This window comes from Nonomuraea sp. LP-02, from assembly GCF_036289125.1.
GTDB lineage: Bacteria > Actinomycetota > Actinomycetes > Streptosporangiales > Streptosporangiaceae > Nonomuraea > Nonomuraea bangladeshensis.
This window is the reverse complement of record NZ_JAXCLK010000001.1, coordinates 4,629,207-4,649,764: the sequence shown is the minus strand read 5'-3', so window position 1 is coordinate 4,649,764 and position 20,558 is coordinate 4,629,207. Positions and strand designations below refer to the sequence as shown.

The 20,558-nt window shown below is 73.0% G+C and carries 15 protein-coding genes and 1 pseudogene; 13 read left to right on the top strand and 3 right to left on the bottom strand.

Annotation, left to right across the window (positions count from 1 at the left end; translation table 11 throughout):
* Positions 1 to 2: 2 nt before the first annotated feature.
* Positions 3 to 1,367 (bottom strand): nickel/cobalt transporter, encoded by a 1,365-nt coding sequence (locus SMD20_RS21515; RefSeq protein ID WP_329583913.1) that lies wholly within the window; start codon positions 1,365 to 1,367, stop codon positions 3 to 5.
* 149 nt (positions 1,368 to 1,516) lie between these two features.
* Between SMD20_RS21515 and SMD20_RS21510 the strand changes: the two are divergent.
* Positions 1,517 to 2,715, top strand: a pseudogene (locus SMD20_RS21510) (RNA-guided endonuclease InsQ/TnpB family protein); the annotation flags it as partial.
* Positions 2,716 to 2,747: 32 nt separating this feature from the next.
* On the opposite strand, the gene SMD20_RS21505 reads toward SMD20_RS21510, so the two are convergent.
* Together SMD20_RS21505 and SMD20_RS21500 are read right to left on the bottom strand one after the other, a co-directional pair.
* Positions 2,748 to 3,953 carry a tetratricopeptide repeat protein gene (locus SMD20_RS21505; RefSeq protein WP_329583911.1) on the bottom strand — a complete coding sequence of 402 codons (1,206 nt, stop codon included), beginning with the start codon at positions 3,951 to 3,953 and terminating at the stop codon, positions 2,748 to 2,750.
* 70 nt (positions 3,954 to 4,023) lie between these two features.
* Entirely contained in the window at positions 4,024 to 5,400 is a 1,377-nt protein-coding gene (locus SMD20_RS21500) for a DUF4331 domain-containing protein (protein WP_329583909.1), read from the bottom strand.
* Positions 5,401 to 5,671: 271 nt separating this feature from the next.
* On the opposite strand from SMD20_RS21500, the gene SMD20_RS21495 reads away from it, so the two are divergent.
* The 12 genes from SMD20_RS21495 (at position 5,672) to SMD20_RS21440 (ending at position 20,475) form a co-directional block, all read left to right on the top strand.
* Entirely contained in the window at positions 5,672 to 7,384 is a 1,713-nt protein-coding gene (locus SMD20_RS21495) for an ABC transporter ATP-binding protein (protein WP_329583908.1), read from the top strand.
* 64 nt (positions 7,385 to 7,448) lie between these two features.
* Entirely contained in the window at positions 7,449 to 9,098 is a 1,650-nt protein-coding gene (hutU, locus tag SMD20_RS21490; protein WP_329583906.1) for a urocanate hydratase, read from the top strand.
* A gap of 52 nt (positions 9,099 to 9,150) precedes the next feature.
* Positions 9,151 to 10,023 (top strand): MurR/RpiR family transcriptional regulator, encoded by an 873-nt coding sequence (locus SMD20_RS21485; protein WP_329583904.1) that lies wholly within the window; start codon positions 9,151 to 9,153, stop codon positions 10,021 to 10,023.
* Between the two features lie 61 nt (positions 10,024 to 10,084).
* Positions 10,085 to 10,771, top strand: coding sequence for an SDR family oxidoreductase (locus SMD20_RS21480; protein WP_329583902.1), 687 nt, complete (start codon positions 10,085 to 10,087; stop codon positions 10,769 to 10,771).
* Between the two features lie 26 nt (positions 10,772 to 10,797).
* Positions 10,798 to 11,976, top strand: a complete 1,179-nt coding sequence (locus SMD20_RS21475; protein WP_329583900.1) for an allantoate amidohydrolase — start codon at positions 10,798 to 10,800, stop codon at positions 11,974 to 11,976.
* On the top strand, positions 11,967 to 13,292 hold the full coding sequence (locus SMD20_RS21470; protein WP_329583898.1) for a formimidoylglutamate deiminase: 1,326 nt from the start codon (positions 11,967 to 11,969) through the stop codon (positions 13,290 to 13,292). The genes SMD20_RS21475 and SMD20_RS21470 overlap by 10 nt, the downstream gene beginning before the upstream one ends.
* Positions 13,293 to 13,326: 34 nt before the next feature.
* Positions 13,327 to 14,514, top strand: coding sequence for an imidazolonepropionase (gene hutI / locus SMD20_RS21465; RefSeq protein ID WP_329583896.1), 1,188 nt, complete (start codon positions 13,327 to 13,329; stop codon positions 14,512 to 14,514).
* A gap of 67 nt (positions 14,515 to 14,581) precedes the next feature.
* On the top strand, positions 14,582 to 15,523 hold the full coding sequence (locus tag SMD20_RS21460; RefSeq protein WP_091091065.1) for a sigma-70 family RNA polymerase sigma factor: 942 nt from the start codon (positions 14,582 to 14,584) through the stop codon (positions 15,521 to 15,523).
* 50 nt (positions 15,524 to 15,573) lie between these two features.
* The gene (locus SMD20_RS21455; protein WP_329583892.1) at positions 15,574 to 16,335 is read left to right on the top strand and encodes an MOSC domain-containing protein; all 762 of its coding nucleotides are present in this window, start codon (positions 15,574 to 15,576) and stop codon (positions 16,333 to 16,335) included.
* Positions 16,336 to 16,507: 172 nt separating this feature from the next.
* On the top strand, positions 16,508 to 17,818 hold the full coding sequence (locus tag SMD20_RS21450; protein WP_329583890.1) for an ammonium transporter: 1,311 nt from the start codon (positions 16,508 to 16,510) through the stop codon (positions 17,816 to 17,818).
* Positions 17,815 to 18,153 (top strand): P-II family nitrogen regulator, encoded by a 339-nt coding sequence (locus SMD20_RS21445; RefSeq protein WP_329583889.1) that lies wholly within the window; start codon positions 17,815 to 17,817, stop codon positions 18,151 to 18,153. Before SMD20_RS21450 ends, SMD20_RS21445 begins: the two co-directional genes overlap by 4 nt.
* Positions 18,154 to 18,249: 96 nt before the next feature.
* Complete coding sequence (locus tag SMD20_RS21440; RefSeq protein ID WP_329583887.1) at positions 18,250 to 20,475, top strand: [protein-PII] uridylyltransferase; 2,226 nt, start codon at positions 18,250 to 18,252, stop codon at positions 20,473 to 20,475.
* Positions 20,476 to 20,558: the final 83 nt, after the last annotated feature.

Here is a 20,558-nt window from a genome sequence, read left to right as displayed (position 1 = left end):
GCTCAGAGCGCGGCGGCCGAGCGGAGCGCGAGACCCGCGCCGAGCAGCACGACCATCGCGGCGGTGCCCAGCGGGGCCAGGCCGGACACGCGGGCGGCCAAGCGGCGGCCAGTGGCGGCCCGGCTTTCCAGGCGGTCAACCAGCCTGACCAGCAGGAGGCCGGTGACGGTGAGGGTGGCGGCCATGCCGGCCCCGTACGCCGTCACCAGCGCGACGCCGAACCAGGTGCGGCCGAGGGCGATCGCGCCGAGCAGCACGATCAGCGCCGACGGGCTGGGCACCAGGCCGCCCGCCACCCCGAGCCCCACGAGCCCGGCCCGCTTGCCCGAGTGGCCGTGGCCATGCCCGTGGCCGGTGTGGTGGCGGCGGGCGTTCAGGAGGAGACGGAAACCGATGACGGCGATCAGCGCGCCGCTGGCCACCCCCAGCCAGGACAGCACCGTCTCGCCGGCGAGGGTCGTGAAGGCCGTCAGCGCCAGCCCCACCACCAGCACCCCGGCCGTGTGCGTGGCCGTCACGGTGGCCCCCACCACGACCGCGTCGCGCGGCCGGCCGCGCCGCCCCGCCAGGTACGCCGCCATCACCGTCTTCCCGTGCCCGGGGATCAGCGCGTGCCCGGCACCGAGCACCACCGCCAGCCCGACGGCGAGCAGCCCGAGCGGGAGCGTCAGCGCGTCCGAGCCGATCAGGCCGGTGAACGTCCGGTCCAGGGCGGCGAACGCCTCCCCGACGGGCCCGCCGGCGCCGAGGCCGCCGGGCACGGTCCCGCTCCCGCCCGTGGCGGGCCCGCCGGCCGAGACCGTGAACGTGGCCGTCTGCTGGTCGAGCGGGTCGGACAGCAGGTCCTCCGGGTAGGCGCGCAACTCGTCGCTGACGCTCGCGGCCGGCACCGTGGAACCGCTCAGCCGTACGCCGTCGCCCGCCGCGCTGATCTCCCGCCAGCCGATCCTGTCCTGCTCGAAGGCGTCGCTGAACTCCACCGGGCCCGAGGCCCGGACGGCGGCCGTGAGGCGGCAGGTCAGACGGCTGGTCCGCAGCCCGCCCAGGCCGGGCGCGTACGCGAACCCGGCCTCCGCCACCCGCCACGGCACCGCCGTCCCCGCCACGACCAGGCGTTGCGCGGCGGCCAGCGCGGCGCAGCGGCGGCCCGCGTAGCCGGCGTCCACGTCGGGATCGGCCTGCAGGGTCGGCAGCTCGGCCAGGTCGACGACGGCGAGGTTGCCGATCCCGCCGGGCGTGACCACCAGCCCGTTGTAGTGGTTGACGGTGAAGTTGCCCAGCGGGTGCGCCGCCGCCGGTCCCGCGAACAGCGCCGGCAGGAGCAGGCCCGCCAGCGCGGACAACAGGGCGAAACGGATCGCCTTCATCAGATACCTCCGAGGAGACCCCCGCCTTCAGGCGGGGGAGGGATCGGACTCCTGCGGAGCAGGACAGGAGCAGGCGATACGCCGTCAGGCGGACCGCCGCTTTTCCTGATCGGCCGGTGCGCGAGCGATCTCGTACATACAATCGAAAGGTGGCGCAGCTTGTGAAGCGGGCCTACAAGTACCGCTTCTACCCGACCCCCGAACAGGCCGAAGAGCTTGTCCGGACGTTCGGCTGCGTGCGCCTGGTCTACAACAAGGCCCTGGAAGAGCGGACCCGCGCCCACAAGCTGGAAGGCCGTGGCGTCTCCTACGCCGAGTCGTCGGCCGCGCTGACCGTGTGGAAGAAGACGCCGGAACTGGCGTTCTTGTGCGAGGTGTCGTCGGTGCCGCTCCAGCAGGCGCTCAGGCATCTGCAGGCGGCGTTCGCGAACTTTTTCGCCAAGCGCGCCAAGTACCCGACGTTCAAGAGCAAGAAGAGGTCGCGGGCTTCGGCCGAATACACCCGTTCGGCGTTCCGCTGGCGTGACGGCCGGCTCACCCTGGCGAAGATGGGCGCGCCGCTGGACATCGTGTGGTCGCGCCCGCTGCCCGAAGGGGCCGAGCCGTCCACGGTCACCGTGAGCAGGGACGCCGCGGGGCGGTGGTTCGTGTCCCTCTTGGTGCAGGAGGAGATCGCGCCGTTGCCGCCGGTCGAGCGGTCGACGGGCGTGGACGCGGGCCTGACCGTGCTGCTCACGCTGTCGTGCGGTGAGCAGATCGCCAACCCGCGTCATGAGCGTCGTGAGCGGCGTCGGCTGGCCAAGGCGCAGCGGGCGCTGGCCCGCAAACAGAAGGGGTCGAAGAACCGGGCCAAGGCCCGGCTGAAGGTGGCGAAGATCTATGCCCGGATCGCCGACCGGCGCCGGGACTACCTGCACAAAGTCACCACACGGCTGGTTCTCGAGAATCAAGTGATCGCCGTGGAGGACCTGGCCGTCCGCAACCTGCTGAAGAACCACGTGCTGGCCCGCGCCATCTCCGATGCCGGCTGGCGGGAGCTGCGCAGCATGCTGGAGTACAAGACCGCCTGGTACAGCCGCACGCTGGCGGTCGTGGACCGCTTCTTTCCCTCCTCCAAGTTGTGCTCGATCTGCGGGGCCCTGCAGGAAGAGATGCCGTTGAGCGTCCGCGAGTGGGCCTGTGCGTGTGGCGCGGTCCATGACCGGGAGGTGAACGCGGCCCGGAACATGCTGCTCGCCGCCGGGCTGGCGGAGAGCTGAAACGCCTGTGGAGCTGATGTAAGACCTCAACGAGAGTCCTCCTCTCGGGCGGGCGACCGGCGGTGAAGCAGGAAGACCGGCCGGTGACGGTCGGAATCCCCCTCGTCCCGCGAGGGGGATGTCAAGAGAGCCTCGCTAGGGACGGCAGGGACGGGTCGAAGCCGGGGTCCACGCGCGCGGGCCGGCCGAGGGCCCGTTCGATGCGGGCCCGGTGGTAGCGGATCAGCGGGTTGTTCCAGCCGGTCGCGGTGGCCCGCTCCGCGTACCGCAGCGCCTGCTCCGGCTCGCCGGCCCGGAACAGCGCCCACGCGAGGGCGTCGGCGGCGACGAGGTTGGGGTGGCGGGCGTACTCGGCCCTCGCGTACCGGACGGCGCGCTCCGGGTCGCGGTGGTCGGCCTCGAACTCGGCCGCCGTCAGGTCGTCGCCCACCCCGGCCGCCGCGAGCAGCCGCCGCTGGGCGTCGAGCAGCGTCCAGTCCGGCCGCAGCCCGGCCTTGATCTGGACCTCGCCCTGCTCGACCAGGTATTGGGGGAGCGGCAGGCGGGCGACGACCCGCTGGTAGAGGTCGAGCGCCTGGCGGAGGTCGCCGCCGAGCGCGCTCGCCCTGGCCTGGCCGGCGAGCGCCGGGGTGAAGGAGGGGTCGGCCTGGAGGGCGCGGGCGTACCAGCTCCTGGCCGTGGCCAGGTCGCCCGCGTGGAGGGCCAGCTCGCCCAGGTAGTGGCGGACGTAGGCGAGGTCGGCGGGCAGCCAGGCGTCCTCGTGCGCGTACTCCAGGTAGCGGCGGGCGCCTTCCTGGTCGCCGCGCAGCTCGGCCGCGTACGACGCGCGCGCGAACGCCGCCACCCCCGGCTGCAGCTCCAGCATCCGGTCCACGGCCCGCGCGGCCCCCTTGAGGTCGCCGAGCTGGGTGCGGGCGTCGGCGAGCACGCCGTGGGCCGCCGCGCTGTACGGGTTCGCCGCGACCGCCCGCCCCGCCAGCCGCGCCGCCTCGGCGAACTCGTGCCGGCCCGCGGCGAGGGCGGCGCGCGCGGTGAGCACGGCGTCGTCGTCCGGGGCCAGCTCGGCGGCGGTGCGGGCGGCGCCCTCCGCCTTGACGTAGTACGAGGGATCGCCGGTGACGCGGGCCTGGTCGACGTACTGGGAGGCGAGCTCGGCCCAGCCCCGGTGGTCGCGGGGGAGGCGCTTCAGCCGTTCCTGGAGGGTTTCGAGTGGTTGCGCGGCCGCCGTCGCGGGCGGCGCGGCGGCGGGGGCCGCGGAGAAGGAGGCGATCGTGAAGATCATCGCCCCGAGGAGGACGAGACCGGCGAAGAACACAGAAGAGCGCATGACGGGAGCTCCTGAACGGACAGTGCGGGCCGACCGGCCGGCTCGGGGAGGGGGCCGGCCGGTCGGGGACTCATCGCTGGTTGACGGCCACGTTGGAAGGCAGCGGGATGTACGGGAACGTCTGCAGCGACGGCTTGTCGTTCCTGTCCACCTTGTCCGTCAGGCCGGGCACGAGCTTGCCGCTCAGCGCGGCGCCCGCCACGGCCTGCAGCTCGATGTCGACGACGTCGTCGATGAGCCGGCGGCCGTTCGGGAAGCCTTGGAGGTCGCCGCCGAGCACGCCGAGCCGGTTCGGGTCCTTGGCCGGCGGGATCGACATGTTGAGCCGCAGCATCTCGGACGGCCGCAGCTTGCCCGCGTCCTTGTTCAGGGCCTGCGAGTTCAGGTCGGCCTTGATCGGGCCGGTCCGTTTGGCGACGCCCGTCAGGAAGATCTGGAACAGGTCGTCGCGCGGGGTGGCGGGGGCCTTGATGCCGTAGACGGCCTGGAGCAGCCGGGCCACCTCCGGGTCGTTGACCCGCTTGACCAGCGGGGCCACGTCGGCGTCGCCGGACGGGTCGAGGGCGTTGTAGGCGTCCTTGAGTCCGGCGGGCGCGACGACCTCGTTGACCAGCGGGTTGCACAGGCGCGAGACCTGCACGTACTTGTGGCCGTTGAACTTGTCGGTGGTCGAGCAGACGCCGATGACCGGGTTGCGCTCGGGGTCGCCCTTGAGCGCCAGGTCCTTCTGCGGGACCTGGAGGCCGATCGTGTTGACGTTGTAGCCGCGGGTGGTGTCCTGGCCGACCTCCGACAGGTCGCCGCCGTAGAGGAAGTCGAACACGCGCAGGTCGAGGAAGAACGCCTCGTCCGACTGGCCGGCGAACGTCCGACCGCCGCCCGGCACGCCGGTGATGGACTGGGCGCGCAGGGCGCCGTAGTCGGGCATCGAGGCGGGGCCGAGGTTACTGGGCGCGGCGATGCCGTTCGAGACCAGGGTCCTGGTGCCGTGGGGCGTGACGCGCTTCAGCGTGTAGCGCTGGCGGTAGAGCAGGTCCGGGTCGTTCAGCGAGGTGACGGGGCCCTTGTTGGCGAGGAAGGTGTCGTTGCCGCGTCTGTCCTCGTCGCGGAACGTCCACTGGTAGGTGATGTCGGTCCTGGCGTCGCCGTCGTTGTCGATCTTGATGTTGTAGCGGGCGCCGGTGTCCCAGGGGTAGAAGTTCGGGCCGCCGTGGGGCTCCTGGAACGGGATCCAGTTGGCCAGCAGCGTCACGGTGCCCGGTTTGTCGGGGCTGACGAACGCGTACACGTCGGTGTTGTCGACCTGGGGCATCCCCAGGATCTTCGGGGCCTCCCGGTGCGAGGAGGCGGTGCCGGGGTCGGTGCGGAGCGCGGCCATCGACGACGCGGCGACCGCTGCGGCGAGGCCGAGTCCGACCAGAGCGCGCCGGGTGATCCGGAGCTCCATGGTGGTCCTTTCGCAGGTGCTGTTCCGGTGCTGGACCGGTTGCTGGTTCCGGTTGCTGGTTCGGTGCTGCGAGGTCCGGCCGGGTTCCTCGACGGCCTATTCGTCCGCCGGACGCGCGCGGATGTCGCGAGTTCCTTCTCCTCCTCAAGGAGGAGAAGTCAACCTAAGTTGACATACTTAGGTCGTCAATTTAGGTTGACCCTGTCGGGGCGGTGCGGATCGCGCCGCTTCGTTCGTTGCGCAAAGTGGAAATTTCATGGAGGGGGATGCCGTGCTCAAGGAGTTAGTGGCCTACGTCCGCCCGTACCGGAGGATCCTGTTCCTCGGCGGGCTCCTGGGACTGATCGGCTCGATCGCGGGGCTCGCGATGCCGCTGCTGGCCAAGTACGTCGTGGACGCCTTCGGCTCGAACGGCTCGATGGCCGGGCCGCTGCTGGGGCTGACCGCCGCGGTGCTGGTCGGCGCGGTCGTCTCGGCGAGCGGCAGCTACCTGATGGAGCGCACCGGCGAGGGCATCGTGCTCGGCGCCCGCCGCAAGCTCGTGGACCGGATGCTCCGGCTCAAGGTCGCCGACGTCGACCGGCTCAAGCCCGGCGACCTGCTCTCACGGGTGACCGGTGACACCACGCTGCTGCGCGCGGTGCTCACCAACGGCATCGTCGAGTCCATCGGCGCGGTGTTCATGCTGATCGGGGCCATCGTCATGATGGCGACCATGGACGGCGTGCTGCTGCTCGTCACGCTCGGCGTCATCGTGGTCGTCGGCGGGCTCGTGGCGCTGATCATGCCGCGCATCCAGCGGGCCCAGGCGCAGGCCCAGGAGGCCGTGGGCGAGATGGGGTCCGTGCTGGACCGGGCGCTGCAGGCGTACCGGACGGTCAAGGCGAGCGGCGCGGAGGACCGGGAGATCGCCGAGGTCGGCGAGGCCGCCACCCGGGCCCGCGACCGGGGGCTGCAGGTCGCCGTCTGGACCTCGCTCGCCGGGGTCGCGACCTGGGTGTCGATGCAGATCGCCTTCCTCGCCGTGCTGGGGGTCGGCGGGGCCAGGGTCTCCTCGGGGGCGCTGGAGGTCTCGTCGCTGATCGCGTTCCTGCTGTACCTGTTCTACCTGGTCTCGCCGATCGGGCAGCTCGTCCAGGGCGGCGTACAGCTCCAGCAGGGCCTGGCCGCGCTGCAGCGGATCAAGGAGATCGAGGGGCTGCCGGCCGAGCCCGCCGAGCCCGCCGAGCGGACCGGCGACGGCCGCGAGCCGGTCGGCGTCACCTTCCAGGACGTGGTGTTCCGCTACGGCGAGGACCGCCCGCTCGTCCACGACGGGGTCACCTTCGAGGTGCCGCCCGGCGGGCTGACCGCGCTGGTCGGGCCGTCGGGAGCGGGCAAGTCCACCGTGTTCGGCCTCATCGAGCGCTTCTACGAGCACCAGGGCGGCACGATCACCGTGGGCGGCAGGGACATCCGCGACTGGCCGCTCGGCGAGCTGCGGGCCGCACTCGGCTACGTCGAGCAGGACGCCCCCGTGCTCGCCGGCACCCTCCGCGAGAACCTGCTCTTCGCCGCCCAGGACGTCACCGAGGACGAGCTGGCCCGCGCGATCGCCCGCACTCGCCTCGACGACCTGGTGTCCCGCCTTCCCGAGGGCCTGGAGACGCCGGTCGGGCACCGCGGCGTGCTGCTGTCCGGCGGCGAGCGCCAGCGCGTCGCCATCGCCCGCGCGCTGCTGCGCAGGCCCCGGCTGCTGCTGCTCGACGAGGCCACCTCGCAGCTCGACGCGGTCAACGAGCTGCGGCTGCGCGAGGTCATCGCCGAGGTCGCGAGGGAGACGACCGTGCTGGTCATCGCCCACCGGCTCTCCACGGTCACGGGCGCCGACCGGATCGTGGTGATGGAGGCGGGCGGCGTACGGGCCGTCGGCACGCACGCCGAGCTGGTCGGGGAGGACGACCTCTACCGGGAGCTGGCGGCCACCCAGTTCCTCGTGAGGTGAGGCGCGCCGGTGCGTTGTAGTCTGCGGGTGACAAAGATGAATGTGTTCATTCAGGAGGGTCACGATGGGCCGCAGCGTGCGCGCGCCGCGAGGCACGACGATCACCGCCAAGGGCTGGCCGCAGGAGGCGGCGCTCCGGATGCTCCAGAACAACCTCGATCCCGAGGTCGCCGAGCATCCGGAGCAGCTCGTCGTCTACGGCGGCTCCGGACGGGCGGCGCGTGACTGGGCGTCGTACGACGCGCTGGTCAGGACGCTCACCACGCTGGAGGGCGACGAGACCCTGCTCGTGCAGTCGGGGCGGCCCGTCGGCGTCTTCCGCACCCACGAGTGGGCGCCCCGGGTGCTCATCGCCAACTCCAACCTGGTGCCCGACTGGGCGAACTGGGAGGAGTTCCGCCGCCTGGAGGCGGCCGGGCTCACCATGTACGGGCAGATGACCGCCGGGTCGTGGATCTACATCGGCACGCAGGGCATCCTCCAGGGCACGTACGAGACGTTCGCCGCGGTCGCCGCCAAGCGCTTCGGCGGCTCCCTGGCCGGCACCGTCACGCTCACCGCGGGCCTCGGCGGCATGGGCGGCGCGCAGCCGCTCGCGGTCACCATGAACGGCGGCGTCGCCATCTGCGTCGACTGCGACCCGCGCTCCGTCGCCCGCCGCATCGAGCACCGCTACCTCGACGTCGAGGCCGCCACCCTGGACGAGGCGCTGCGCCTGGCCGAGGAGGCGCGGGCCGCCCGCCGGCCGCTGTCCATCGGGCTGGTCGGCAACGCCGCCGACGTCCTGCCCGAGGTGCTGGCCCGCGGCGCCGAGATCGACATCGTCACCGACCAGACCTCGGCGCACGACCCGCTCATGTACCTTCCGGCCGGCGTCGCCTTCGAGGACATGGCCGACGAACGCGACAAGGACCCGGCCGGCTTCACCGAGCGGGCGCGCGCGTCGATGGCCCGCCACGTGGCCGCCATGGTCGGCTTCAAGGACGCGGGGGCCGAGGTCTTCGACTACGGCAACTCCATCAGGGGCGAGGCGCGGCTGGCCGGCTACGAGCGGGCCTTCGACTTCCCCGGGTTCGTGCCCGCCTACATCAGGCCGCTGTTCTGCGAGGGCAAGGGCCCGTTCCGGTGGGCGGCGCTGAGCGGCGAGCCGGCCGACATCGCCGCCACCGACCGGGCGATCCTGGAGCTGTTCCCCGACAACGAGCCGCTCGCCAGGTGGATCCGCACGGCCGGGGAGAAGGTGCGCTTCCAGGGGCTGCCGGCCCGCATCTGCTGGCTCGGCTACGGCGAGCGCAACCTCGCGGGCGAGCGCTTCAACGACATGGTGGCGTCGGGCGAGCTGCAGGCGCCGATCGTCATCGGACGCGACCACCTGGACAGCGGGTCGGTGGCCTCCCCCTACCGGGAGACCGAGGCGATGGCCGACGGCTCCGACGCGATCGCCGACTGGCCGCTGCTCAACGCCCTGCTCAACACCGCCTCCGGGGCCGCATGGGTGTCCATCCACCACGGGGGCGGCGTCGGCATCGGGCGCTCCATCCACTCCGGTCAGGTGACGGTGGCCGACGGCACGGCCCTGGGGCGGGAGAAGCTGACCCGCGTCCTCACCAACGACCCGGGCACGGGGGTGATGCGGCACGTGGACGCCGGCTACGACCGCGCCGCCGAGATCGCCGACACCCGCGGCGTCCGCATCCCCATGCGCGAGTCCTGACCCGGGCCTCCTTGAGGGATGAGAACGAGGGGCGGGAGACGTTGGAGGAGGCGTGGCGGACGGATATCTCGGCGGACTCGACGTGTTGCTCAACGGCCGCAGGCTGTCCCCGGTGCAGCGCAGGATCGCCCACTACCTCAGCGAGAACCTCGACGAGGCCATCTTTCTGTCCAGCGTCGAGCTGGCCGAACGGGCCGGCGTCAGCCAGCCGTCGGTCACCAGGTTCGCCATGGTCCTCGGCTTCGGCGGCTACCCGGAGCTGCGCCAGGCGCTGCGCCCGCTCGTGCTGGGCAGCACCGGCACGGGGGAGCCGCAGGAGAGCCTGCTCCGGGGCGCGATCGACGTCGAGATCCGCAACCTCGCCGTCGTACGCGAGCGCCTGAGCGCGTTCCCGCTGAAGGAGCTGGGCGAGCAGCTGGCCGCCACCGAGCCGCTGCCGGTGGTGGGGCTGCGCGTCTCGTGCGGCCTGGCCACCACCTTCGCCGACTACGCCCGCCGCATCCACCCCGACGTACGCCTGCTCACCCACGGCGGCACCGAGCTGGCCGACGGCCTGCACGCCTGCCGCAGGGCGGGAGCGGAATGGCTGGTGGCCGTGGTGCTGCCGCGCTATCCGCGCGAGGCCGTGCAGGCCCTCGAATACGCCGAGAAGCTCGGCTACCGGGTGGCCGCGATCACCGACAAGCCCGGCTTCCCCGCCGAGGTGGTGCTGGACGCGCCCGTCGGCGACCGGCTCGTGTTCGACTCGCACGCGGCCCCGCTGCTGCTGGCGATGGCCCTGGTGGAGGCCATGGCCGACGCGGCGCCGCTGCGCACCAGGGCCCGCCTGGAGGAGTACGAACGCATGACCGACGAGACCGGCACGTTCCTGCCCGGCGACCCGCCGCCGCCCGTCGCGGGCAACGACGGCCACCTCACCGGCTGACCCGCCGCCGGCCGCAGCGGGGAGCGCGTCGGCGGGCGGGTGGGTCAATATGCTGATCTGCATGACTGAACGACCGACGGCGCTGGTCACCGGCGCTTCCCGAGGTGTCGGCGCGGCCGTCGCCAGGGCTCTCGGGCCCACTCACCACGTCATCCTGGGCGGCCGGGACGAGAGCGCGCTGGCCGCCGTGGCGGCGGAGCTGCCCGACGCGCGGCCGTGGCCGGTGGAGCTGACCGGGGTCACCGAGGCCGACGTCGCCGGCGTCGAGCGGCTGGACCTGCTCGTGCACAGCGCCGCGATCACCCGCATGGGCCTGATCGCCGAGCAGCCGGCCGCCGTCTGGCGGGAGATGTTCGAGGTCAACGTCGTCGCCGTCGCCGAGCTGACCCGCCTGCTGCTGCCCGCGCTGCGGCGCGCCAAGGGGCAGGTGGTGTGCGTCAACTCCGGCGCGGGCCAGCGCGCGAACCCGCACTGGGCGGCGTACGCGGCCAGCAAGTTCGCGCTGAAGGCGTTCGCCGACGCGCTGCGGCAGGAGGAGCGCGACGTGCGGGTCACGACCGTCTACCCGGGCCGCATCGCCACCGACATGCAGCACCAGGTCCGCGCGTACGAGGGCGGCCCGTTCGAGGCCGACAAATACCTGACCGCCGAGAGCGTCGCCCGCGCCGTGCTGGCCGCGGTCAACGCCGGGCCGGACGCCCATCTCACCGAGCTGACGCTGCGTCCCGCCGCCGGCCCGGTCAACTGAATGGATCCATTCACTACAGTGGGTCCATGCTCGAACCACTCACGCACATAGGACGAGACGCGGCGACCGGCGGCTACGTCAGGGACGCCTGGTCGCCGGCGGACATGGAGCTCCGGGAGTGGTTCGCGGGTGAGGCCGCCCGGCGCGGCCTCGACCTGCGGGAGGACCGCAACGGCAACCTGTGGGCCTGGTGGGGCGACCCGTCGCGGAGCCCCGGCGTCGTGACCGGCAGCCACCTCGACTCGGTGCGCCAGGGCGGCGCGTACGACGGCCCGCTCGGGATCGTCTCCGCCTTCGCCGCCCTCGACCTGCTGAAAGAGCGCGGCCTGTGGAAAGAGCGCGGCGTCCCTGCGAGGCCGCTCGGCGTGGTCTGCTTCACCGACGAGGAGGGCGCCAGGTTCGGCGTGCCGTGCATGGGGTCGCGGCTGCTCACCGGTGCGATCAGGCCGGAACGGGCGCTCGCGCTCACCGACGACGACGGCGACACCCTCGCCGACGTCCTGACCAGGGCGGGGCGCAGGCCGGAGTCGGTCGGGCGCGACGACGAGACGCTGGCCGGCGTCGGCGCGTTCGTGGAGCTCCACGTCGAGCAGGGCCGCGGCCTGGTCGCCCGGGAACGCCCGGTGGGCGTGGCCGCCGCCATCTGGCCGCACGGGCGCTGGCGCTTCGACTTCCGCGGCCGGGCCGACCACGCGGGCACCACGAGGCTCGCCGACCGCGACGACCCGATGCTGCCGTTCGCCCGCATGGTGCTGGCCGCCCGCGAGGCCGCCGAGCGGCGGGGGGTGGTGGCGACGGTCGGCAAGGTACGCGTCCGTCCCGGCAACGCCAACGCCGTCCCCGGCCACGTCGCCGCCTGGCTGGACGCCCGCGGCGCGGCCGAGGACGACGTCCGCGCCCTGGTGGCGGAGCTGGCCGAGGGCCACGAGGTGAGCGAGGAGTCCTGGACGCCGGTCGTCGGCTTCGACCCGGCGCTCAGGGACCGCCTGGCCCGGGTGGCCGGCGGCGGCACGCCCGCGCCCGTCCTGCCCACGGGGGCCGGCCACGACGCGGGCATCCTGGCGGCGGCGGGGGTGCCGGCCGGGATGTTGTTCGTCCGCAATCCCACCGGCGTGTCCCACAGCCCGGAGGAGCATGCCGAGCAGGCAGACTGCGAGGCGGGAGTGGTGGCGCTGGCGGACGTGCTGGAGGATCTGTGTCGCTGACGTACTGGTGCGAGCAGGCATGGCTGCCCGACGGCGTCGCCGAAAGCGTGCTCGTCGTCGTCGAGGGCGACCGCATCACCAGGATCGGCCAGGGCCCGCCGCCGCCCGGGGCCGAGCGGCTGGCCGGGCTCACCGTCCCCGGCCTGGCCAACGCGCACTCCCACGCCTTCCACCGGGCGCTGCGCGGCGTCGCCCAGGAGGGCAAGGGCGACTTCTGGACCTGGCGCGAGCGCATGTACGAGGTGGCCGCCCGCCTCGACCCCGACTCCTACCTGCGCCTCGCCACCGCCGTCTACGCCGAGATGGCGCTGGCTGGGGTGACATGCGTGGGCGAGTTCCACTACCTGCACCACGGGCCGGACGGCACGCCGTACGACGACCCCAACGCGATGGGCCACGCCCTCGTCGAGGCCGCCCGCGCGGCCGGGCTGCGCGTGGCGCTGCTCGACACCTGCTACCTGACCGGCGGCATCGGCGCTCCGCTGTCGGGCCCGCAGGTCCGCTTCGGCGACGGCGACGCCGAGCGCTGGGCGGCCCGCGCGGACGCGCTCGCCGCCGCCTACGAGGGGCAGCCCGACGTGGAGATCGGTGCGGCCGTGCACTCGGTCCGCGCGGTGCCGCCCGAGCAGATGCCGCACGTCGCCGAGTTCTCCCGCCATCACGCCGCGCCGCTGCACGCGCACGTCTCCGAGCAGCGGGCCGAGAACGCGGCCTGCGTCGAGATGTACGCCGCGACCCCGGTCAGCCTGCTGCACGAGCACGGCGTCCTCGGGCCGCGCTCGACCGCCGTGCACGCCACCCACCTCACCGACGTGGACGTGGAGCTGCTCGCCCAGTCGGGCACGGCGGTGTGCATGTGCCCCACGACCGAGCGCGACCTCGCCGACGGCATCGGGCCGGCCCGCGAGCTCGCCGACCGGGGCGCGGCGATCACGCTCGGCTCCGACAGCCACGCCGTCGTCGACCTGTTCGAGGAGGCCAGGGCGGTCGAGCTGGACCAGCGCCTCGCCAGCGGCCGGCGCGGCCATTGGAGCGCCACCGACCTGCTGTCCGCCGCGACCTGCGCGGGCCACATCTCGCTCGGCTTCCCCGACGCGGGCCTGCTCGTCCCGGGGGCCTGGGCCGACCTCGTGTCCGTACGCCTCGACAGCGTGCGCACGGCGGGCGCGGCCGGGCTGGAGGCCGTGGTGTTCGCGGCCACGGCCGCCGACGTGCACTCCGTCGTCTCCGGCGGGTGGCGGGTGGTCACCGAGGGGCGGCACGTGCTCGGCGACGCCGGCGCGCTGCTGTCCGAGGCCATCAAAGCCCTGCGCTGATCACAACCGACCCATTGAGAATCGGAGCCCTGCCATGACCTCGACCCTGTTCGACGGGATCGGGCTGCTCTACACCGGCGACCCCGGACGCGAGGAGATCCAGGACGCGGCGCTGCTCGCCGAGGACGGCGTGGTCGCCTGGCTGGGCCCGGCGGCCGAGGCCCCGGGAGGCGCCGACGAGCGCGTGGACGTGGCCGGCCGCGCCGTCATCCCCGGCTTCGTCGACTCCCACGCCCACCTGATCTTCGCCGGCGACCGCACGGCCGAGTTCCAGGCCCGCATGTCCGGCGAGCCGTACACCGGCGGCGGCATCAGGACCACCGTCGCCGCCACCCGCCGCGCCGGCGACGCCGAGCTGGCCACGCACGCCCTCGCGCTGGTCCGCGAGATGGCCAGGCAGGGCACCACCACGGTCGAGATCAAGAGCGGCTACGGCCTGACGGTCGAGGACGAGCGCCGCTCCCTGGAGCTCGCCACCGCGCTCACCGACGAGACCACCTTCCTCGGCGCGCACGTCGTGCCCGAGGGCGTGGACGCCGACGACTACGTACGGCTGGTGGCCGGGGAGATGCTGACGGCGTGCGCGCCGTTCGCGCGGTGGGTGGACGTCTTCTGCGAGCGTGGGGCCTTCGACGGCGACCAGACGCGGGAGATCCTGACCGCCGGGCTCAGGGCCGGGCTCGGCGTGCGGGTGCACGCCAACCAGCTCGGCGAGGGGCCGGGGGTGCGCATCGCCTGCGAGCTGGGCGCGGCCTCGGCCGACCATTGCACGCATCTCACGGCGGCCGACGTGGACGCGCTCGCCGGCTCGGGGACGGTGGCGACGCTGCTGCCGGGGGCGGAGTTCTCGACGCGCTCGCCGTACCCGGACGCGCGCCGGCTGCTCGACGCCGGGGTCACCGTGGCGCTCGCCACCGACTGCAACCCGGGGTCGTCGTACACCTCGTCGATGGCGTTCTGCGTGGCGCTCGCGGTGCGCGAGATGCGGATGACGCCGCTGGAGGCGATCCGGGCGGCCACGTACGGCGGGGCCCGCGCGCTGCGCCGTACGGACGTAGGCTGGTTGCGTCCCGGCGCCCGCGCCGACCTGGTCGTGCTCGACGCCCCGTCCTACGTCCACCTGGCCTACCGTCCCGGCGTCCCCCTCGTCCATCAGGTCTTCCAGGGTGGCCTCCTCCTTCAGGAGGACATCCAGAACCCTCCCTCGGTCGTAGTGCTTTAGGGAATCTTTGCCCCGTGCCGCTCGTTGGCCGGGTATAGGACGCAGCTGCGGAACGAGGTGCCAGGGGATGGCAAGGCCTACGGGGAGTCGCACGCAGGAGCAGCACGTCGCGGACCGCGATCTGCTGGGGACGTACCTGGCCGAGATCGGCCGCGTCCCGCTGCTCACCGCGGAGGAAGAGGTGGAGCTCGCCAAGCGGATCGAGGCGGGACTGTTCGCGGAGCACCTGCTGGACAGCGGGGGCTCGGAGCCGCGCATCGGGGACGCGGCGGACGAGGAGCTGGAGCGCCTGGCCATCTCGGGCCGGCGCGCCAAGGACGAGTTCATCCAGGCCAACCTGCGCCTGGTGGTGGCGGTGGCGCGGAAGTACTCCGGCCGGGGGATGCCGCTGATCGACCTCGTCCAGGAGGGCAATCTGGGCCTGGTGCGGGCGGTGGAGAAGTTCGACTACCGGCGGGGCTACAAGTTCTCCACCTACGCCACGTGGTGGATCCGGCAGTCGGTGGGGCGGGCCATCCACGAGCAGGCGCGGCCGGTGCGGCTGCCCACGCACGCGGGGGAGCAGATGACCCGGCTCATGCGGGTGCGGCGTGACATGCTCGCCGAGTTCGACACCGAGCCGACCGACGACGACCTCGCCGACATCCTCGAGCTGCCGATCGAGCGGGTGCGCGAGCTGCGCCGCTGGGCCTCCGACCCGGTGTCGCTGCAGCTCGGCGTCGGCGACGAGGACGAGACCGAGCTGGGCGACATGATCGCCGACGAGACCTGGGCCGACCCCGAGCAGCAGGCCATCGACATCCTGGAGCGCGAGCGGCTCGACCAGTGGCTCACCGGGCTGGAGGGGCCGACGAGCGAGATGCTGCGCTGGCGTTACGGGCTGGTCGACGGCCGCGAGCACACGCTGACCGAGGTGGGGGAGCGTTACGGCATCGGCCGTGACCGCGCCCGCCGCATCGAGCGCGACGCCCTGGCCCGCCTGCGCAAGATGGCGACCGCCGCCGCGTGACCCGCTGACGGCCCGGCTTCCTGGAGGGACCGGGCCATAGGCTGGGCCGCGTGCACATCCAGACACTGCATCGCTATCCGGTCAAATCGCTGCTCGGCGAGGAGCTCGCGGAGAGCGAGGTGGACGAGCGCGGCCTGGCGGGCGACCGCGCGCGGGCGGTGCTCGACGTCGCCACCGGCAAGATCGCCAGCGCCAAGAACCCCCGGATCTGGCGGGACCTGCTCACCCTGGACGGCGCGGCGGTGCCCGGTGACGAGGAGCTGTCGCGGCTGCTCGGGCGCGAGGTGCGGCTGATCGACGTGCCGCCGGAGGGCGCCGAGCTGGAGCGGTCGGTGCCCGAGCGGGTGCTGGCCGAGGGCATCGAGGCGGAGGTGCCGTACACGGTGGGCACGCTCGGCGCGGGCGCGCCCCCCGGCACGTTCTTCGACTTCGCGCCGATCCACCTGATCACGACCGCCGCTCTGGACAGGATCGGCGCGCTCGGCCCGCGCGCACGGGTCGAGGCCGCCCGTTACCGGCCCAACCTCGTCATCGCGACCGAGGGAGAGGGCTTCCCCGAGAACGACTGGGTGGGCCGGCGGCTGCGCGTCGGCGCCGACGTGGTGCTGGAGGTCATCGTCGCCAGCCCGCGCTGCGCCGTGCCCACGCTGGCGCACGGCCCGCTGGAACGCGACCCCGACGCGCTGCGCACCGTCGCCAGGCACAACCGGGTGCCGGTGTTCGGCACCGGCCCGCAGCCCTGCGCCGGCGTGTACGCCCGCGTGGCGCACCCCGGCCGGATCAGGAAGGGCGACCCCGTACGGCTCGGCTGAACGCCGCGCGCCGCCGATAGCGCATTTCCCTTTTCGGACAGGTGAGCCGTCCGAAACGCGGCGGAAACACCTGTGTGGCGAGTTTCACAGATGTGAAACACACCTGGTCGTGGCACGAAACCCCGGGCGAACACGCTGTGGCCACACGTCACACGTAAGGAGGGGTCGCTTCGTGAAGATCGACGGCGGCACTACTGCCTGGATGCTCGTCGCCACCGCCATGGTGTTGCTGATGACTCCCGGCCTCGCGTTCTTCTACGGCGGCATGACCAGGGCCAAGAGCGTCCTGAACATGATGATGATGTCGTTCGGCGCCATCATCACCGTGTCCATCACCTGGATGCTGTTCGGTCACTCGCTCGCGTTCACCGACAACCCCAGCTCGGCACTCAACAACTTCGTCGGCGGATTCGACGCACTGGGTCTGCAGAGCCTGGTGGACACCGCCACCAAGGACGACGGCACCGGCATGCCGAGTCTCATCTTCTCCGCCTTCCAGATGACGTTCGCCATCATCACCGTCGCCCTGATCAGCGGCGCGATCGCGGACCGGGCGAAGTTCGGCGCGTGGATCCTCTTCACCGTCGTGTGGGCCACGGTGGTGTACTTCCCGGTGGCGCACTGGGTCTGGGGCACCGGCTGGCTCAACACCATGGGCATCGAGGACTTCGCGGGCGGCACGGTCGTCCACATCAACGCCGGCGCGGCGGCCCTCGCCCTGGCCCTCGTGATCGGCAAGCGGCAGGGCTGGCGCAAGGAGCCGATGCGGCCGCACAACCTCACCCTGGTCCTGCTCGGCGCGGGCCTGCTGTGGTTCGGCTGGTTCGGCTTCAACGCCGGCTCCGAGCTGGCCGTCGACGGCACCGCCGCCCTGGCCTTCATCAACACGCAGGTCGCCACCGCGGTCGCGGCCGGCGCCTGGCTCGTGGTCGAGAAGCTGCGCGACGGACACGCCACCAGCCTCGGCGTCGCCTCCGGCGCGGTCGCCGGCCTGGTCGCCATCACCCCGGCCTGTGGTTTCGTGGACCCGTGGGCCGCGATGGTCATCGGCCTGCTGGCCGGCGCGATCTGCGCCTTCGCCGTCGGCCTGAAGTACAAACTCGGCTACGACGACTCGCTCGACGTGGTCGGCGTCCACCTGGTGGGCGGCGTCATCGGCGCCGTCGCGCTCGGCTTCCTGGCCGCCTACCCCTTCCTCGACCAGCAGAGCGAGGGCCTGTTCTACGGCGGCGGCTTCGGCCAGCTCGGCCTGCAGGTGCTCGGCCCGATCGCGGTCGGCGGCTACTCCTTCGTCATCACGTGGATCATCGGCAAGATCATTGACAAGACGGTGGGCTTCCGGGTGCCCGCCGAGAACGAGGTCACCGGCATCGACGTCACCACGCACGCCGAGACCGGGTACGACCTCGGCACGGTCTACGCCTCGGGCGTGGCCTCCTCCAACGGTCCCACGGCTCCCGCTCCCAAGAAGGTGGACGCATGAGGCTCATCACCGCGATCATCAAGCCCTTCAAACTCGACGACGTCAAGGCCGCCCTGGAGCAGTTCGGCGTCAAGGGGATGACGGTCAGCGAGGCCAGCGGCTACGGCCGCCAGCGCGGCCACACCGAGGTCTACCGCGGCGCCGAGTACCAGGTCGACCTGGTGCCCAAGGTGCGCCTGGAGGTCCTCGCGGAGGAGGACGACGCCGAGGACGTGATCGACGTCATCGTGAAGGCCGCCCACACCGGCAAGATCGGCGACGGGAAGGTCTGGTCCGTGCCCGTGGACACCGTGATCCGCGTACGCACGGGAGAGAGGGGCCCGGAGGCCCTGTGATGTTCCGGCGCAGCTCCGACAACGGCGTCGGAGCGGGACACAGGGTTCGCCGGGCGGCGCCCGGCAGGCAGGACACTGAGGTGAGGGGGCACTGAGGTGAGGGGAGAGGCCCGTTCGTTCGCCGCGGCCCGCAAGGAGCGGACCGCGGACACCGACCGCTGGCTCAAGGATCTCTTCCGCACGGCGAGCGACGGCGACCACGTCTCACTGGTCGCCGTCGGCAGCCTGGGAAGGGGCGAACCGGCACCCGGGAGCGACCTCGACCTGGTCCTGCTCCACAACGGCCGCCCGGACGTCGCCAGGATCGCCGACCGGATCTGGTACCCGATCTGGGACTCCTCGGTCGGTCTCGACCACTCGGTCCGCACGGTCGAGGAGGCCGTGTCGGTCGCCCGCCAGGACCTCAAGGCCGTGCTCGGCCTCATCCAGGCCCGCCACGTCGCGGGCGATCCCGAGCTGACGAGGAAGGCCAGGGAGGCGGTGCTCGCCGAGTGGCGGGCCGACTCCCGGCGCCGGCTCGGCGAGCTGCGGGAGTCCGCCGACCAGCGCGCCCAGGTCAGCGGCGAGCTGGCCTTCCTGCTCGAACCCGACCTCAAGGACGGCCGCGGCGGGCTCCGCGACGTCCAGGCCATGCAGGCCGTGGCGGCGGCCTGGGTCGCCTCCGCGCCCGGCCCCCGGGCCCGCGAGGCCCACGAGTTCATCCTCGACGTCCGGCACGCGCTGCACGTCGTCACCGCCCGCGGCACCGACCGGCTGGTCCTGCAGGAGCAGGACGCCGTGGCGGGGCTGCTCGGCCTGCTCGACGCCGAGGCGCTCATGCGCCGCCTCGCCGAGGCCGGCCGCACCGTCTCCCACGCCTTCGACGCGACCTGGCGCACGGTTGACAGACTCCTGTCAGGGCCGGCCCCGCGCGGCCGCCGCCCGCTCGCCGACGGCGTGGTCGAGCACGGCGGCGAGGTGGTGCTCGCGAGGGGCGTCAACCCCCGTACGGACCCCGTCCTCGTGCTGCGCGCGGCCGCCGCCGCGGCCGACTCCGGGCTGCCGATGGCGCCCGCCACGGTGTCCGTCCTCGCAGCTCAGTCGCCTCCCATGCCGGTGCCGTGGCCCGAGGAGGCCCGCGACGCGCTGGTGTCGATCCTCGGCGCGGGCCGCGCCGCCGTGCCCGTCTGGGAGGAGCTGGACCAGGCCGGGATCATTGTCAAGTTGCTCCCTGACTGGGAGCGCGTACGCCACCGCCCGCAGCGCAACCCGATCCACCGTTTCACCGTCGACCGGCACCTCATCGAGGCCGCCGCCAACGCCGCCGGCCACACCCGCGAGGTCTCCCGCCCCGACCTCCTGCTGATCGCGGCGCTCCTGCACGACGTCGGCAAGGGCTGGCCCGGCGACCACTCGGCGACCGGCGAGGTCGTCGTGCGCGACATCGCCACCCGCATCGGCCTGCCGCCGCACGACGTCGAGACGCTGGCCACCGTCGTCCGCCACCACCTGCTGCTGCCGGAGACCGCCACCCGCCGCGACCTCGACGACCCGGTCACCATCGAGAAGGTCGCCGCCACCGTCGGCAGCCGCGAGGTGCTCGACCTGCTGGCCGCGCTCGCCGTGGCCGACGGCAACGCGACAGGACCGGCCGCCTGGAACTCCTGGAAGGCCGGGCTCGTCGCCGACCTCGTCCGCCGGGTGCGGTCCGTGCTGTCCGGCTCGCCGCCGCCGAAACCGCCCACCCTGTCGGCCGAGCAGGCCGCGCTGGCCCGGCACGGCGGCGGCGCGGTCCGCGTGGCCGGCGGCAACGTCACCGTCGTCGCCCCCGACCGGGTGGGGCTGCTGTGGAGCGCGGCCGGCGTGCTGTCCGCGCACCGGCTCATCGTGCGCTCCGCCTCGTCGGCCTCCGCCGGCTCCACGGCGGTGATCGAGTTCTCCGTGGTCCCCGAGTACGGCTCCCCTCCCGACCCGGCGACCCTGGAGTCCGATCTCCGCCTCGTCCTTGCCGGCCGTCTTGACATCGAGCAGCGGCTGGCGCGGCGGACGCGGGCCGTGCGCCCGCCCCGCGTGCCCGTGGCCCCACCTCGGGTGACGCTGGTCGACGACGCCTCCGCGACGGCCACCGTGGTGGAAGTCAGGGCCCATGACAGGCCAGGGCTGCTGTGGCGGATCGGACGGGCGTTCGGGGAGTGCGGTCTTGACGTCCGGGCCGCTCGCGTGGAGACTCTCGGCGCGGAGGCGGTGGACGTCTTCTACGTGGTTGATCGCGCCGGTCGCCCCCTCAGCGACGACGCGCAGCGGGCACAAGTCCGCGATCACGTGCTCGCCGCACTGCGATAACCGGCAGCAACGGCTGTCGGTACCACTGTAACGATTGTGTCCGAATTGCCGGTTGTGACACTTGCTCGGATACCTTGTGGTCC